Raw genomic sequence first — 15,833 nt, 5'->3', positions numbered from 1 at the left:
CCGTAGTTCAATCCCGTTATTTTTTACGACGACGCACGATAAATTTATCGGATTTGTTTTTCTTCTTACGGGTTTTAGCACCAAGAGTTGGTTTACCCCAAGGAGACATTGGAGATTTACGTCCGATAGGTGAACGACCTTCCCCACCACCATGCGGGTGATCATTCGGGTTCATTACAGATCCACGAACTGTTGGGCGTTTTCCTAACCAGCGTGAACGTCCGGCTTTACCGATATTGATTAATTCGTGTTGTTCATTACCTACTTGACCGATAGAAGCACGGCAAGTTGCAAGAATCATACGAACCTCTCCAGAATTTAAACGTACAAGTACATAACGACCTTCTTTACCAAGAACTTGTGCAGATGTTCCTGCAGAACGGACTAATTGTCCACCTTTTCCTGGTTTTAATTCGATGTTATGGATTACTGTACCAACTGGAATATTTGATAATGGAAGAGCGTTACCTACTTTAATATCAGCGTCAACGCCAGACATAATCTCCAGACCTACTTCTAGGTTTTTAGGAGCTAGGATATAACGTTTTTCTCCATCTAAATAGTTAATTAATGCAATGTTTGCAGAACGATTTGGATCGTACTCAATTGTAGCAACGCGTCCTGGTATACCATCTTTGTTTCGTTTGAAATCAATGATACGGTATTGACGCTTGTGGCCGCCACCTTGATGACGAACTGTTAACTTACCTTGGTTATTACGGCCGCCTTTACGTGTTAAAGGAGCAAGTAATGATTTTTCTGGTTTGCTTGCAGTAATCTCAGCAAAGTCAGATGTAGTCATATTACGTCGACCGTTAGAGGTAGGTTTATACTTTTTAATCGCCATGTGTATTTCCCTCCTTCTCTAATGAATTAAGCTTCGAATAATTCGATTTCTTTGCTGTCAGCAGTTAATTTAACAATCGCTTTACGGCGTTTGTTTGTATAACCTGCATGTTTACCCATGCGTTTAAATTTACCTTTGTAGTTCATGATGTTAACTTTCTCAACTTGTACGCCAAAGATTTCTTGCACAGCATCTTTAACTTGAGTCTTGTTAGCTTTTACATCAACTTCAAACGTATACTTCTTCTCAGCCATTGCGTCTGAAGAAGCTTCTGTAATTACTGGTCGCTTAATGATATCACGAACATCCATTATGCTAGAACCTCCTCTACTTTTTGAACAGCAGATTTAGTCAAGATCAATTTGTTGTGTGAAACAACATCAAGAACATTAAGACCATTCGCCTCTACAACAGTAACACCTGGGATGTTACGAGCAGATAACGCAACTTTCTCATCTAAACCGTCAGTTACGATCAACGTTTTAGTTTCAATAGAAAGTCCTTTAAGAACAGCTGCAAATTCTTTTGTTTTTGGAGCTTCGAAAACTAGGTTTTCAAGTACTAATACATTATCTTCAAGGACTTTAGCCGACAAAGCAGATTTAATCGCTAAACGACGAACCTTTTTAGGTAATTTGTAAGAGTAGCTTCTTGGTGTCGGACCGAATACAGTACCGCCGCCACGCCATTGTGGTGAACGAATTGAACCTTGACGCGCACGTCCAGTTCCTTTTTGTCTCCATGGTTTACGACCGCCGCCTGCAACTTCAGAACGAGTTTTTACTTTATGAGTTCCTTGTCTTAAAGACGCTCTTTGCATAATAATTGCTTCAAATAATACAGAATTATTAGGTTCAATCCCAAAAATCGACTCATTTAGTTCGATATCGCCAACTTTTGAGCCAGTTTGAGTGAACAATGTAACTTTTGGCATTCTAATGCTCCTCCTTTCTCAGATATTACTTAGCTTTAACAGCAGACTTAACTTTGATTAAAGCTTTTCTTGCACCCGGAACATTACCTTTTACTAAAAGTAAGTTACGTTCTACATCAACTTTAACAATTGTTAAGTTTTGAACAGTTACTTGTTCTCCACCCATACGTCCTGGTAATAATTTACCTTTGAATACGCGGTTTGGAGCAACAGGACCCATTGAACCTGGTCGACGGTGGTAACGTGAACCGTGAGTCATTGGCCCACGAGATTGTCCGTGACGTTTAATTGAGCCTTGGAAACCTTTACCTTTAGAGACCCCTGTTACATCTACTGTATCGCCTTCTGCAAAAATACTAACTTTGACTTCTTGACCTAATTCGTATTCAGCAGGATTAGCTGAACGGAATTCGCGAATGAAGCGCTTAGGTGCAGTGTTTGCTTTTTGAACATGGCCTTTTTCAGGTTTATTCGAAAGCTTTTCACGTTTATCTTCAAAACCGATTTGAATTGCTTCATAACCGTCAGTTTCAACTGTTTTCTTTTGAAGAACCACGTTGTTAGCAGCTTCGATTACTGTAACTGGAATAAGTTCTCCATTTTCAGCAAATACTTGCGTCATACCGATTTTTCTTCCTAAGATTCCTTTGGTCATTAGTCACACCTCCTGATTTTTTCTAATTTTCTATAATTAAAGTTTGATTTCAATGTCAACACCAGATGGTAAGTCTAAACGCATCAATGAATCAACTGTTTGAGGAGTTGGGTTCACGATATCGATAAGACGTTTGTGAGTACGCATCTCGAATTGCTCACGAGAATCCTTATATTTGTGAACTGCACGAAGGATCGTGTAAACAGAACGTTCAGTTGGTAGTGGAATCGGACCCGATACAGCAGCACCAGAACGTTTTGCAGTTTCAACAATTTTCTCAGCAGATTGATCAAGAATTCTGTGATCATATGCTTTTAAACGAATACGAATTTTTTGTTTTGCCATTATTTTCCCTCCTTTTCGCCTATTTTCTAAATAGACTTTCTCAATGGAAATTTCCCACACACTCGCCATGGCAAAGCGGCCGGGTGTGTCAGCAACCTTCCAAATCATCGCAGTCAAAGACCAACATTGTCTATTATATCTAAAGCACCTAGAATAATCAAGTAAAACTTTATTATTTCTTTGTGCAACACACTTTTACTATTATACATAGTACGCTACTCTTTATCAAGTTTAATTTATATGCTTAGTTTATTGTTGGGCACATACAATCAATTGTCATCTGAACTTCAAAGTATTTTAACATACATCTAGTAAACATCATACAATAAAAATCTATTCATTCTTACTCTAGAAACAGAATACCAAAGGATGAAGCGTTTGGGAATAGGGAAATATAGGGAGTGATACTTAATTAGAATATCTCGAGTTATGTATTAGCGGCTGATTTCGTACAATGTTAAAAAATATCCTTAATAAGCTTTGTTATGATTAGAAATCATTAGAATCTGCCGCCCTGCATTGCCTCTTATACAAAAGGGTTATTCTTCTTAGGTTATCTTATATTGAATCCTGATGCAGAATCTATTTTAAGAAGTGCATGCACCTTATCAACTACGCCAAGCATTTTTACGCACGATGGTCTGCTTTTACTTGATAACAAGACCCCTTGGAAAAATTTAACTTTTGAATTTTTATATAAAAAAAGGGAGCAGCCGGCGTCCCTGCTGCTCCCTTTTGAAAGGCGTCCCTTTCAACTATTCAATTACTCAGTGATTGTAGCAACTACGCCAGCGCCTACAGTACGTCCACCCTCACGGATAGAGAATTTAGTACCTTCTTCGATAGCGATTGGTGCGATTAGTTCTACTGACATTTCGATGTTATCTCCAGGCATAACCATTTCTACGCCTTCTGGAAGATTACAGATACCAGTTACATCCGTTGTACGGAAGTAGAATTGTGGACGGTAGTTTGTGAAGAATGGAGTATGACGTCCACCTTCTTCTTTTGAAAGAACATAAACTTCCGCTTTGAATTTAGTGTGTGGAGTGATTGAACCTGGTTTAGCAATTACTTGTCCACGTTGGATATCTTCACGAGAAACCCCACGAAGAAGTGCTCCAATGTTGTCACCAGCTTCAGCGTAATCAAGAAGCTTACGGAACATTTCAACACCAGTTACAGTAGTTGGTTTTGGCTCTTCAGTCATACCGATGATATCTACAACATCTCCGACTTTAACTTGTCCACGCTCAACACGTCCTGTAGCAACTGTTCCACGTCCAGTAATTGAGAATACATCCTCAACTGGTAACATGAATGGTTTGTCAGTCTCACGAGTTGGGTTTGGAATATATTCATCAACAGCGTTCATTAATTCATGAATTTTTTCTTCCCAAGCTGCTTCACCTTCAAGAGCTTTAAGAGCAGAACCTTTGATTACTGGAATATCATCACCAGGGAATTCGTATTCAGTAAGAAGGTCACGAATTTCCATTTCTACTAATTCAAGAAGCTCCTCGTCATCTACCACGTCACATTTGTTCATGAATACAACTAGGAAAGGAACACCTACTTGACGAGAAAGAAGGATGTGCTCACGAGTTTGTGGCATTGGGCCGTCAGCAGCAGAAACTACTAGGATTCCGCCATCCATTTGTGCAGCACCAGTGATCATATTTTTAACATAGTCAGCGTGACCTGGGCAGTCAACGTGCGCATAGTGACGAGCATCTGTTTCATACTCAACGTGTGAAGTAGAAATTGTAATACCACGTTCTTTTTCTTCTGGTGCTCCGTCGATTTGGTCATATCCGCGTGCTTCTGCTCCACCACTTTTTGCAAGTACAGTTGTGATAGCAGCTGTAAGAGTTGTTTTACCATGGTCAACGTGACCAATTGTTCCAACGTTAACGTGTGGTTTTGAACGATCGAATTTAGCTTTACCCATTAGGATATTCCTCCTTGAAATTATAAATTTTATTTTAGAATTATGATACTGCGAAACAAGGCAATACCTGGTTTCGCAGCTTACATAAGTAGTTATACTTTAATAGAAGATGAAAATCAATTATTCACCTTTATTTTTCTTAACAATTTCCTCTGCGATGCTCTTCGGTACTTCTTCATAGTGATCGAAGTGCATAGAGAATGTTCCGCGTCCTTGAGTGTTAGAACGTAGAGATGTTGCATATCCGAACATTTCAGATAGTGGAACCATCGCTTTAACCATTTGTGTGTTTCCGCGTGCTTCCATACCTTCTACACGTCCACGGCGTGATGTTACGTCACCCATGATATCTCCCATGTACTCTTCTGGAATAACAACTTCTACTTTCATAATTGGCTCAAGAATGACCGGTTTACATTTAGATGCTGCATTTTTAAGTGCCATAGATGCAGCGATTTTAAATGCCATTTCGTTGGAGTCAACGTCATGGTAAGATCCGTCAAATAGTTTTGCTTTAATATCAACAAGTGGATATCCTGCGATAACACCGCGATCAAGTGAGTCTACTAGACCCGCTTGAACAGCAGGGATGTATTCACGTGGAACAACACCACCGACGATAGCATTTACAAATTCGAATCCTTTTCCTTCTTCATTTGGAGAGAACTCAATCCAAACGTGCCCGAATTGCCCACGACCACCAGATTGGCGAACGAATTTCCCTTCAACTTGCGCAGATCCACGAAATGTTTCACGGTACGCTACTTGAGGAGCACCTACGTTTGCTTCTACTTTAAACTCGCGACGCATACGGTCTACAAGGATATCTAGGTGAAGTTCACCCATACCTGCAATAATCGTTTGACCTGTTTCCGGGTCAGTATGTGCACGGAATGTTGGATCTTCATCTTGAAGTTTTTGTAGAGCTTGACCCATTTTGTCTTGGTCAGCTTTTGATTTTGGTTCAACTGAAAGTGAGATAACTGGCTCAGGGAAGACCATAGACTCAAGAATAACTTGGTCTTTGTCATCACATAATGTGTCACCAGTTGTAGTATCTTTCAAGCCTACTGCAGCAGCGATGTCACCAGCATGTACTACTGAGATTTCTTCACGGCTGTTTGCATGCATTTGTAAGATACGACCAACACGTTCACGTTTACCTTTTGTTGAGTTGATTACGTAAGAACCAGATTGCAATGTACCAGAGTATACGCGGAAGAATGTAAGTTTCCCTACATAAGGATCCGTCATAACTTTAAATGCAAGTGCAGAGAATGGTTCCGCATCATCAGCATGACGCTCAACTTCTTCCTCTGTATCAGGAAGCGTACCTTTGATAGCAGGAACATCAAGAGGAGATGGTAAGTAATCAACTACTGCATTAAGCATTAATTGAACTCCTTTGTGTTTGAATGCAGTACCACAAACTACAGGGTAGAATTCAACACTAAGTGTCGCTTTACGGATTGCAGCTTTAAGTTCAGCTACTGAGATTTCTTCTCCGCCTAAGTACTTCTCCATTAGATCTTCATCAAGTTCAGCTACCGCTTCAATTAGTTTCTCACGGTGTTCTTGAGCTAATTCAAGATGTTCTTCAGGGATTTCACCTTCAGAGATGTCAGTACCTTGGTCATTGCCATAGAAAGTAGCTTTCATTTCTACTAAGTCAATGATAGCTGTGAAATGATCTTCAGCGCCAACAGGAATTTGGATTGCATGTGCATTCGCTTGTAGGCGATCATGTAAAGTTCCTACAGAATATAGGAAATCCGCACCTGTTTTGTCCATCTTGTTTACAAATACAATACGTGGAACACCGTATGTCGTAGCTTGGCGCCAAACAGTTTCTGTTTGTGGCTCAACACCTGATTGTGCATCAAGTACAGCTACAGCTCCATCAAGTACACGTAGGGAACGTTCAACTTCTACAGTGAAGTCTACGTGTCCCGGTGTATCAATGATATTTACGCGGTTTCCATTCCATTGTGCTGTTGTAGCAGCAGATGTGATAGTAATACCACGTTCTTGCTCTTGTTCCATCCAGTCCATTTGTGATGCACCTTCGTGCGTTTCACCAATTTTGTGAATTTTACCAGTATAAAACAGAATACGTTCAGTTGTCGTCGTTTTACCAGCATCGATGTGAGCCATGATACCGATATTACGAGTATTTGCTAAGGAGAACTCTCTTGCCATCTTGGTCTTTCTCCTTCCTATTTATGAGAATGGTTTTATATAATACAATCTTACCAACGGTAGTGAGCGAACGCTTTGTTAGCTTCTGCCATTTTATGTGTATCTTCACGTTTCTTAACAGCTGCTCCAGTGTTGTTAGCAGCATCCATGATTTCGTAAGCTAAACGCTCTTCCATCGTTTTTTCTCCACGAAGGCGAGAGTAGTTTACCAACCAACGAAGTCCTAGAGTTGAACGTCGATCTGGACGCACCTCAACTGGTACTTGGTAGTTAGCTCCACCCACACGGCGTGCTTTTACTTCTAGTACAGGCATGATGTTTTTAAGTGCTTGTTCAAACACTTCCATCGGGTTGTTGCCAGTACGTTCTTGGATTGTATCAAATGCAGAATAAAGAATTTTTTGTGATTTACCTCTTTGTCCATCAACCATCAATTTGTTGATTAAACGAGTCACAAGTTTTGAATTATAAATTGGATCTGGTAATACGTCTCTTTTAGAAACAGGTCCTTTACGAGGCATTATGTTTCCTCCTTTCGGTGTAGTTCATATTTTTGGTTCTATTATTTTTTTGGTGCTTTTGGACGTTTTGTTCCGTATTTAGAACGGCTTTGCATACGGTTATTTACTCCAGCTGTATCAAGTGCACCACGAACGATGTGATAACGTACCCCTGGTAAGTCTTTTACACGACCTCCACGGATTAGTACCACGCTGTGTTCTTGCAGGTTATGACCGATACCAGGAATGTAAGCTGTTACCTCGATACCATTCGTCAAACGTACACGTGCATATTTACGTAACGCTGAGTTTGGTTTTTTCGGTGTCATAGTTCCCACACGAGTACAAACACCACGTTTTTGTGGAGAAGTTACGTTAGTTTGTGATTTTTTAAAGCTGTTATAGCCTTTGTTAAGTGCTGGTGATTTAGAGTTGTATTCTTTAGACTCGCGACCTTTACGCACTAATTGATTAATAGTAGGCATTAATTTGTCCTCCCTTCACTTTTCAGTTCTAGTACCACACATCCAGGTGGTTCATAATTGAGCAAAAACAAAGTTCTTGCAAAAATAATTCTGCAAAAACAGTTTTACTTTTTAATGGCAACAGTAGCTGCTCCGACATCAATATCGCATGCTTTTCCAAGCATCCGCATCGAATCAACGTACGTGATTGGAACTTCTAATTCTCGAGCAGTCTCTGCGACATGGGCTGTCAATAATAGATCAGCATCCTGCGCAATGATAACCTCTCGAATTAAATTTTGTTTGAGAGCTCTCATGGTTTGTTTCGTTCCTATTATCACTGACTTTGCCTGTAGTACTTTTTCATAAGACATCTATCATATCCTCCAAAGTTACAGGGTATCATAGGAGCACCTTTGCAATAATATCACTTATGATGTCTTTTTGTCAACTTATCTTTTAATATATAAATAATTAATACCGACTCGTAATATGCATGATCTTTTAACAAGTTTAAACTTTGTCTTGTAAAAGAGCAAGCACCTCACGAGTCAGTGTTTATATCATTACTCTACTGGAACGCTGTCTTCGTTTGTTTCTTCAACAATAACCGGGCTTGCCTTGCGGTAACGAAGCATTCCTGTTCCCGCTGGTACAAGTTTACCAATGATAACATTCTCTTTTAACCCTAGTAATTCATCACGTTTTCCTTTTATCGCTGCATCTGTTAAAACTCTAGTAGTTTCTTGGAATGATGCCGCCGACAAGAAAGAATCTGTTTCTAGTGATGCTTTCGTTATACCAAGCAGGACTGGTCGTCCGGTAGCTGGGTTCTTGCCACTAAGAAGTGCGTCTGTATTCGCTTGAGTAAACTGATGCACATCCAGTAACGTTCCCGGAAGAACATCCGTTTCACCTGCATCAAGTACGCGGACTTTACGAAGCATTTGTCTAACCATAACCTCGATATGTTTGTCCCCGATTTCTACCCCTTGCATACGATATACATTCTGTACTTCGCGTAACAAGTATTCTTGAACTGCAAGTACATCCGTAACTTTAAGTAACTCTTTCGGATCAATCGATCCTTCAGTTAATTCTTCTCCGCGCTGTACATATTGATCTACAGAAACTTTTAAACGCGCAGAATATGGTGCGGTATAAGTCCGAGATTCAACAGCACCTTGAACAACGATTTCTTGTTGTTTGTCACGTATTTCATTAATTGAAACAACAGTACCTTCAATTTCAGTAATAACCGCCTGTCCTTTAGGGTTCCTTGCTTCAAAGATTTCTTGGATACGTGGCAGACCTTGAGTGATATCATCTCCGGCAACACCACCTGTATGGAATGTACGCATTGTTAACTGTGTACCAGGCTCTCCGATAGATTGTGCAGCGATAATTCCGACTGCTTCTCCGACTTCAACTTCTTGACCTGTCGCAAGATTTCGTCCATAACATTTTTTGCATACACCATGACTCGTGTTACATGTGAACGCAGAACGAATCCACACTTCCTTGATTCCGCTATCTTCAATATACTTAGCAAGATCTTCAGTGATTAGTCCATTTTCAAGAACAATAACTTCTTTCGTTTCAGGGTGTTTAATTGCCTTTCTAGCATGACGGCCAATTAAACGTTCTTCTAATGTCTCTATAATCTCTGTACCATTTTTCAGAGCTGAAATTTTCAATCCGCGGTCAGTTCCACAGTCATCGTCGCGAACAATAACATCTTGTGCTACGTCTACGAGACGGCGAGTAAGGTAGCCTGAATCGGCTGTTTTAAGTGCGGTATCGGCTAGACCTTTACGTGCACCATGGGTAGAGATAAAGTATTCTAACACCGTTAATCCTTCGCGGAAACTTGATTTAATCGGCAGCTCAATAATACGTCCAGCCGGGTTGGCCATCAATCCCCGCATACCCGCTAACTGAGTAAAGTTAGACGCGTTACCACGCGCTCCAGAATCACTCATCATGAAAATCGGGTTGCTACGGTCTAATGAATCCATTAGTTTAGCTTGAATCGTATCTTTAGCAGCACTCCAAATTGAAATAACTCGATCATAACGCTCATCTTCCGTTATTAGACCACGTCTAAATTGTTTCAGGACGTTATCCACTTTTAGCTGTGCTTCTTCAATAATTTGTTGTTTTTCACCCAATACTACGATATCAGAAACACCAACAGTGATTCCAGCTTTTGTAGAGTGTTTGAATCCAAGATTTTTCATCCGATCAAGCATTTTAGACGTTTCGGTAATTTTGAAACGTTTAAATACTTCCGCAATAATGTTCCCAAGAATTTTCTTCTTAAATGGATCAATTAACGGTTGTGCTTGGATAAGTTCTTTAATGTTTGCCCCATTTTCAACAAAATACTTCTCTGGAGTTTTCACTTCCAAATTGTATCCTGTAGGTTCATTAATGTAAGGGAACGATTTAGGTAAAATTTCATTAAATATCAGCTTACCAACAGTTGTTAATAAGAGCTGATTATTTTGTTGTTCTGTAAATGTTTCATTATTTAAGGAACCTGCATGTACAGCAACACGTGAGTGCAAGTGTACATAGCCGTTTTGATAAGCAAGCAAAGCTTCGCTTGTGTCTTTAAAGACCATTCCTTCTCCGATGATACCAGCTCTTTCTAATGTTAAGTAATAGTTTCCTAACACCATATCCTGCGAAGGAGTAACAACTGGTTTTCCATCTTTCGGGTTTAGAATGTTTTGCGCAGCCAACATTAGCAATCTTGCTTCAGCTTGTGCTTCTGATGATAGCGGAACGTGTACAGCCATTTGGTCACCATCGAAGTCAGCGTTGTATGCTGTACATACAAGCGGGTGAAGACGGATTGCCCGACCCTCAACAAGTGTTGGTTCAAATGCTTGAATACCAAGTCTGTGAAGTGTAGGTGCACGGTTCAGTAATACCGGATGCTCCTTAATAACCGCTTCAAGTACGTCCCAAATCTCTGGAGACAATCGCTCAATCTTACGTTTAGCTGATTTAATGTTGTGTGCTAACCCTTTTTGAACAAGTTCTTTCATAACAAATGGTTTGAAAAGCTCAATCGCCATTTCTTTTGGAAGTCCACATTGATACATTTTTAAGTTCGGCCCAACAACAATAACAGATCGACCAGAATAATCGACACGCTTACCAAGTAGATTTTGACGGAAACGTCCTTGCTTCCCTTTTAGCATATGAGAAAGTGATTTCAATGGGCGGTTACCAGGTCCTGTTACCGGACGGCCACGTCGACCATTATCAATCAATGCATCTACTGCTTCTTGGAGCATACGTTTTTCATTTTGAACGATGATGCTTGGTGCACCAAGATCCAATAAACGTTTCAAACGATTGTTACGGTTTATTACTCGTCGATACAAGTCATTCAAATCAGAAGTTGCAAAACGACCACCGTCTAATTGCACCATAGGACGTAGCTCTGGTGGAATAACAGGTAGCACATCCAGAATCATCCAAGAAGGTTCATTTCCTGAATTACGGAAAGCCTCCAATACTTCAAGGCGCTTAATTGCTCGAGTTCTACGTTGTCCTTGAGCTGTTTTTAATTCCTCTTTTAAAGCTTCTGTTTCTTTTTCTGTATCAATATCTTGTAGTAATTTCTTTATTGCCTCTGCACCCATACCAGCTTGGAATTTTTTTCCGTATTTTTCGCGGTATGCACGATATTCTTTTTCAGAAAGAAGCTGTTTCTTTTCTAGTGTTGTATCACCTGTTTCGGTTACAACATAGGATGCAAAATAAATCACTTCTTCCAAAGCACGCGGAGACATATCTAATACAAGTCCCATTCGGCTTGGAATGCCTTTGAAATACCAAATATGGGATACAGGTGCTGCAAGCTCAATATGCCCCATGCGTTCACGACGAACCTTTGCACGTGTAACTTCTACACCGCAGCGATCACAAACGACACCTTTATAACGAACTCGTTTGTATTTACCGCAATGACACTCCCAGTCCTTTTGTGGTCCGAAAATTCTTTCGCAGAACAAACCGTCCTTCTCAGGCTTTAATGTACGATAGTTAATTGTTTCTGGTTTTTTTACTTCGCCATGTGACCAAGAACGAATCTTATCTGGTGAAGCAAGACCAATTTTCATATACTCAAAATTATTTACGTCTATCAAGGGGCCTACCTCCCTTTTGATCTCCAGGTTTTACCCAAATTGCTTAAAGTGTTCTTTCATATACCAGGCGCCATTTTCCCTTAAAATGGCCGACCTAATTAATTGAACTCCAACAGGCAGCATGGTTCGATTACTTGAAGAGCCAATACTGCCTAGTCAGAGTGGTAAATAAACTATTTAATCAAAGCGTTAATCCGTTGTGATGACATTTGTTTTCGCGCCAGCATCTGAGGCAACCATTTCTTTACCTTTTGTCTCAATGTTTAAGGAGTCAGAATGATTTACATCATCTTCATCTTCCAAATCGCGCATTTCAACTTCACGGTCTTCAGCATTCATGATTTTGACATCCAATCCTAAGCTTTGAAGCTCCTTAATCAATACTTTGAATGATTCAGGAACACCAGGCTCTGGCACATTTTCGCCTTTCACAATTGCTTCATATGTTTTCACACGACCGACGACATCATCGGATTTAACAGTAAGAATTTCCTGCAAGGTGTATGCAGCACCGTATGCTTCAAGTGCCCACACTTCCATTTCACCGAAACGCTGCCCACCGAATTGTGCTTTACCACCAAGTGGCTGCTGTGTAACGAGTGAGTAAGGTCCTGTTGAACGAGCATGAAGCTTATCATCAACCATATGAGCAAGTTTGATCATATACATGACACCGACTGATACACGGTTATCGAATGGTTCACCTGAGCGTCCGTCATATAAGACTGTTTTCGCATCGCTTGCCATTCCAGCTTCAGCAATTGTTGCCCAAACATCTTCCTCTGTTGCTCCATCGAATACCGGAGAAGCAACATGAATATCAAGAGCTCTGGCTGCCATTCCTAAATGCAATTCCAATACCTGCCCAATGTTCATACGAGATGGTACACCTAGCGGGTTTAACATGATGTCAACAGGTGTGCCGTCTGGTAAATAAGGCATATCTTCTTCTGGAAGAAGACGAGAGATAACCCCTTTATTACCATGACGACCTGCCATTTTGTCGCCTTCATGAATTTTACGTTTTTGAACAATATATACACGTGCAAGTTGATTTACTCCCGGTGGAAGTTCATCTCCATCTTCACGGTTAAATACTTTAACATCATGTACGATTCCGCCGCCACCATGTGGTACACGAAGGGACGTATCACGTACTTCACGTGCCTTTTCACCAAAGATAGCGTGTAAAAGACGTTCTTCAGCTGTAAGTTCCGTTACACCTTTTGGCGTTACTTTACCCACTAGTAAGTCTCCGTCTTTTACTTCAGCACCTATGCGGATTATGCCACGTTCGTCAAGGTTACGAAGTGCATCTTCCCCAACGTTTGGAATATCCCGAGTAATTTCTTCAGGTCCAAGTTTTGTGTCACGTGATTCTGACTCATACTCTTCAATGTGAATCGATGTATATACATCATCTTTCACAAGACGTTCACTCATAATAATAGCATCTTCATAGTTATAACCATCCCAAGTCATAAATGCCACAAGAACGTTACGACCTAAAGCAAGCTCACCTGATTCCATTGACGGACCATCAGCTAAGATTTCCCCTTGGACCACTTTGTCCCCTACACTTACGATTGGGCGTTGATTATAGCACGTGCCTTGGTTAGAACGGATAAACTTTAATAGACGGTATTTATCAAGATTTCCTTTTACCTCTTGTCCATCCACAATACTTACTCGTCGTACCCAGACTTCACGTGATTCAACATGTTCTACGATTCCTTCATGCTTACAAATAACAGCTGCTCCAGAATCTTTAGCAGATACATATTCCATACCTGTTCCGACACGAGGTGCTTCTGGTTGTAATAACGGCACCGCTTGACGTTGCATGTTTGCTCCCATTAGGGCACGGTTAGAGTCATCGTTCTCTAAGAAAGGAATACAAGCAGTCGCCGCGGATACAACCTGTTTCGGGGAAACATCCATGTAATCAACGCGGTCGCGTGGTACTACAGTGTTTTCACCGCGGAAACGGGCTACGATGTTATCATCAATAAATGATCCATCATCGTCTAAGCGAGTATTCGCTTGAGCAGTTACATAGTTATCCTCTTCATCAGCTGTCAAATAGTCAATGCGATTTGTAACTTTTCCTGTTTCAGGATCCACACGACGGAATGGTGTCTCGATAAATCCATATGGATTTACCTTTGCATAGCTGGATAATGAGTTGATAAGCCCAATGTTTGGACCCTCTGGTGTTTCAATCGGACACATACGACCATAGTGAGAATAGTGAACGTCACGCACTTCAAAACCAGCACGTTCACGCGTTAAACCGCCTGGTCCTAATGCAGAAAGACGACGTTTATGCGTCAATTCTCCTAATGGATTTGTTTGGTCCATAAATTGAGAAAGTTGAGAACTTCCGAAGAATTCCTTAATAGATGCAATCACCGGGCGAATATTAATTAATTGCTGCGGTGTAATGGTATTCGTGTCTTGAATGGACATTCTTTCACGAACAACTCGCTCCATCCTTGATAATCCAATTCGGAATTGATTTTGTAATAATTCACCAACTGAACGAAGACGACGATTTCCAAGATGATCGATATCATCCGTAATCCCTACTCCATGAAGCAAATTAAAGAAGTAGCTAATAGAAGATAGAATGTCGGCAGGAGTAATGTTTTTCACACGATCCGTTACATTTGCATTCCCGGTTACATTGATGATTTTCTCGCCTTCTGTATCGTTTGGAGCATATATCTTAATTGGTTGAAGCAAAATCTCATCTTCGACCACACCGCCTACTGGCTGGTATGTGCGATTGCCTATTCCTTCATCAAGATGAGGAAGAATGCGATCTAAAATACGACGGTCTAGAAGAGTGCCCTTTTCAACAATAATCTCACCAGTTTCCGGATCAACTAATGTTTCGGCGATACGTTGGCCAAATAAACGATTTTTAATATGAAGCTTTTTATTTAGTTTGTAGCGGCCTACATTCGCTAAATCATAACGCTTCGGATCAAAGAAACGTGAAACTAAAAGGCTTTTTGCATTTTCTACAGTTGGTGGTTCACCCGGGCGAAGACGTTCGTAAATCTCTAGTAATGCTTTATCTACGCTTTCAGTATTATCCTTTTCGAGCGTATTACGGATATACTCATTGTCTCCAATAAGGTCAAGAATTTCTTGATCAGACCCAAACCCAAGGGCACGCATCAATACTGTAATTGGCAATTTGCGTGTGCGGTCAATTCTGACATAAACTACGTCTTTTGCATCTGTTTCATACTCCAACCACGCACCTCGGTTTGGAATAACAGTAGCCGTAAAGCCGTATTTTCCGTTTTTGTCCATTTTTCCATTGTAGTACACACTTGGTGAACGAACAAGTTGTGAAACGATAACGCGTTCTGCACCATTAATGACGAATGTACCTGTTTCGGTCATAAGAGGAAAATCACCCATGAATACATCTTGGTCTTTGACTTCCCCAGTTTCTTTATTTACAAGTCTGACTTTTACACGAAGTGGTGCTGAGTACGTTACATCACGTTCTTTCGATTCTTCTACCGAATATTTGGGATCCCCCAAACTGTAATCGATAAATTCAAGCGATAAATTGCCCGTAAAGTCCTCAATCGGAGAAATATCCTGGAACATCTCTCTTAACCCTTCATCAAGAAACCATTGATAAGAAGCGGTTTGAATTTCAATTAGGTTTGGTAATTCCAATACCTCACTGATTCTTGCATAACTTCTACGTTGGCGGTGTCGTCCATACTGAACTAGTTGACCTGTCAAC

Annotated in this window: 12 protein-coding genes; all 12 read right to left on the bottom strand. The window is 40.6% G+C overall.

What is annotated here, in order from left to right:
• Positions 1-16 precede the first annotated feature (16 nt).
• The gene (gene rplB, locus AC625_RS00595; protein WP_049679543.1) at positions 17-847 is read right to left on the bottom strand and encodes a 50S ribosomal protein L2; all 831 of its coding nucleotides are present in this window, start codon (positions 845-847) and stop codon (positions 17-19) included.
• A gap of 26 nt (positions 848-873) precedes the next feature.
• Positions 874-1,158 (bottom strand): 50S ribosomal protein L23, encoded by a 285-nt coding sequence (rplW, locus tag AC625_RS00590; RefSeq protein WP_049679542.1) that lies wholly within the window; start codon positions 1,156-1,158, stop codon positions 874-876.
• A complete protein-coding gene (rplD, locus tag AC625_RS00585; protein WP_049679541.1) occupies positions 1,158-1,781 on the bottom strand; it encodes a 50S ribosomal protein L4 in 624 nt (207 codons plus the stop codon). The genes rplW and rplD overlap by 1 nt, the downstream gene beginning before the upstream one ends.
• 25 nt (positions 1,782-1,806) lie before the next feature.
• Positions 1,807-2,436 (bottom strand): 50S ribosomal protein L3, encoded by a 630-nt coding sequence (rplC, locus tag AC625_RS00580; protein ID WP_049679540.1) that lies wholly within the window; start codon positions 2,434-2,436, stop codon positions 1,807-1,809.
• A 36-nt stretch (positions 2,437-2,472) separates the two neighbouring features.
• Complete coding sequence (gene rpsJ, locus AC625_RS00575; protein WP_019244375.1) at positions 2,473-2,781, bottom strand: 30S ribosomal protein S10; 309 nt, start codon at positions 2,779-2,781, stop codon at positions 2,473-2,475.
• Between the two features lie 763 nt (positions 2,782-3,544).
• Positions 3,545-4,732: an elongation factor Tu gene (tuf, locus tag AC625_RS00570; RefSeq protein WP_049679539.1), complete on the bottom strand. Its 1,188-nt coding sequence runs from the start codon at positions 4,730-4,732 to the stop codon at positions 3,545-3,547.
• 120 nt (positions 4,733-4,852) lie between these two features.
• Positions 4,853-6,931: an elongation factor G gene (gene fusA / locus AC625_RS00565; protein ID WP_049679538.1), complete on the bottom strand. Its 2,079-nt coding sequence runs from the start codon at positions 6,929-6,931 to the stop codon at positions 4,853-4,855.
• A gap of 50 nt (positions 6,932-6,981) precedes the next feature.
• On the bottom strand, positions 6,982-7,452 hold the full coding sequence (gene rpsG / locus AC625_RS00560) for a 30S ribosomal protein S7 (RefSeq protein WP_049679537.1): 471 nt from the start codon (positions 7,450-7,452) through the stop codon (positions 6,982-6,984).
• Between the two features lie 41 nt (positions 7,453-7,493).
• On the bottom strand, positions 7,494-7,916 hold the full coding sequence (gene rpsL / locus AC625_RS00555) for a 30S ribosomal protein S12 (protein WP_028390466.1): 423 nt from the start codon (positions 7,914-7,916) through the stop codon (positions 7,494-7,496).
• Between the two features lie 104 nt (positions 7,917-8,020).
• Positions 8,021-8,269: a 50S ribosomal protein L7ae-like protein gene (locus AC625_RS00550; RefSeq protein ID WP_049679536.1), complete on the bottom strand. Its 249-nt coding sequence runs from the start codon at positions 8,267-8,269 to the stop codon at positions 8,021-8,023.
• A gap of 192 nt (positions 8,270-8,461) precedes the next feature.
• Complete coding sequence (rpoC, locus tag AC625_RS00545; protein WP_049679535.1) at positions 8,462-12,061, bottom strand: DNA-directed RNA polymerase subunit beta'; 3,600 nt, start codon at positions 12,059-12,061, stop codon at positions 8,462-8,464.
• Between the two features lie 189 nt (positions 12,062-12,250).
• Complete coding sequence (gene rpoB / locus AC625_RS00540; RefSeq protein ID WP_049679534.1) at positions 12,251-15,832, bottom strand: DNA-directed RNA polymerase subunit beta; 3,582 nt, start codon at positions 15,830-15,832, stop codon at positions 12,251-12,253.
• Position 15,833 lies beyond the last annotated feature (1 nt).

This window comes from Peribacillus loiseleuriae, from assembly GCF_001183985.1.
Taxonomy (GTDB): Bacteria; Bacillota; Bacilli; order Bacillales; family DSM-1321; genus Peribacillus; species Peribacillus loiseleuriae.
This window is presented reverse-complemented; position numbering and strand designations above follow the sequence as displayed.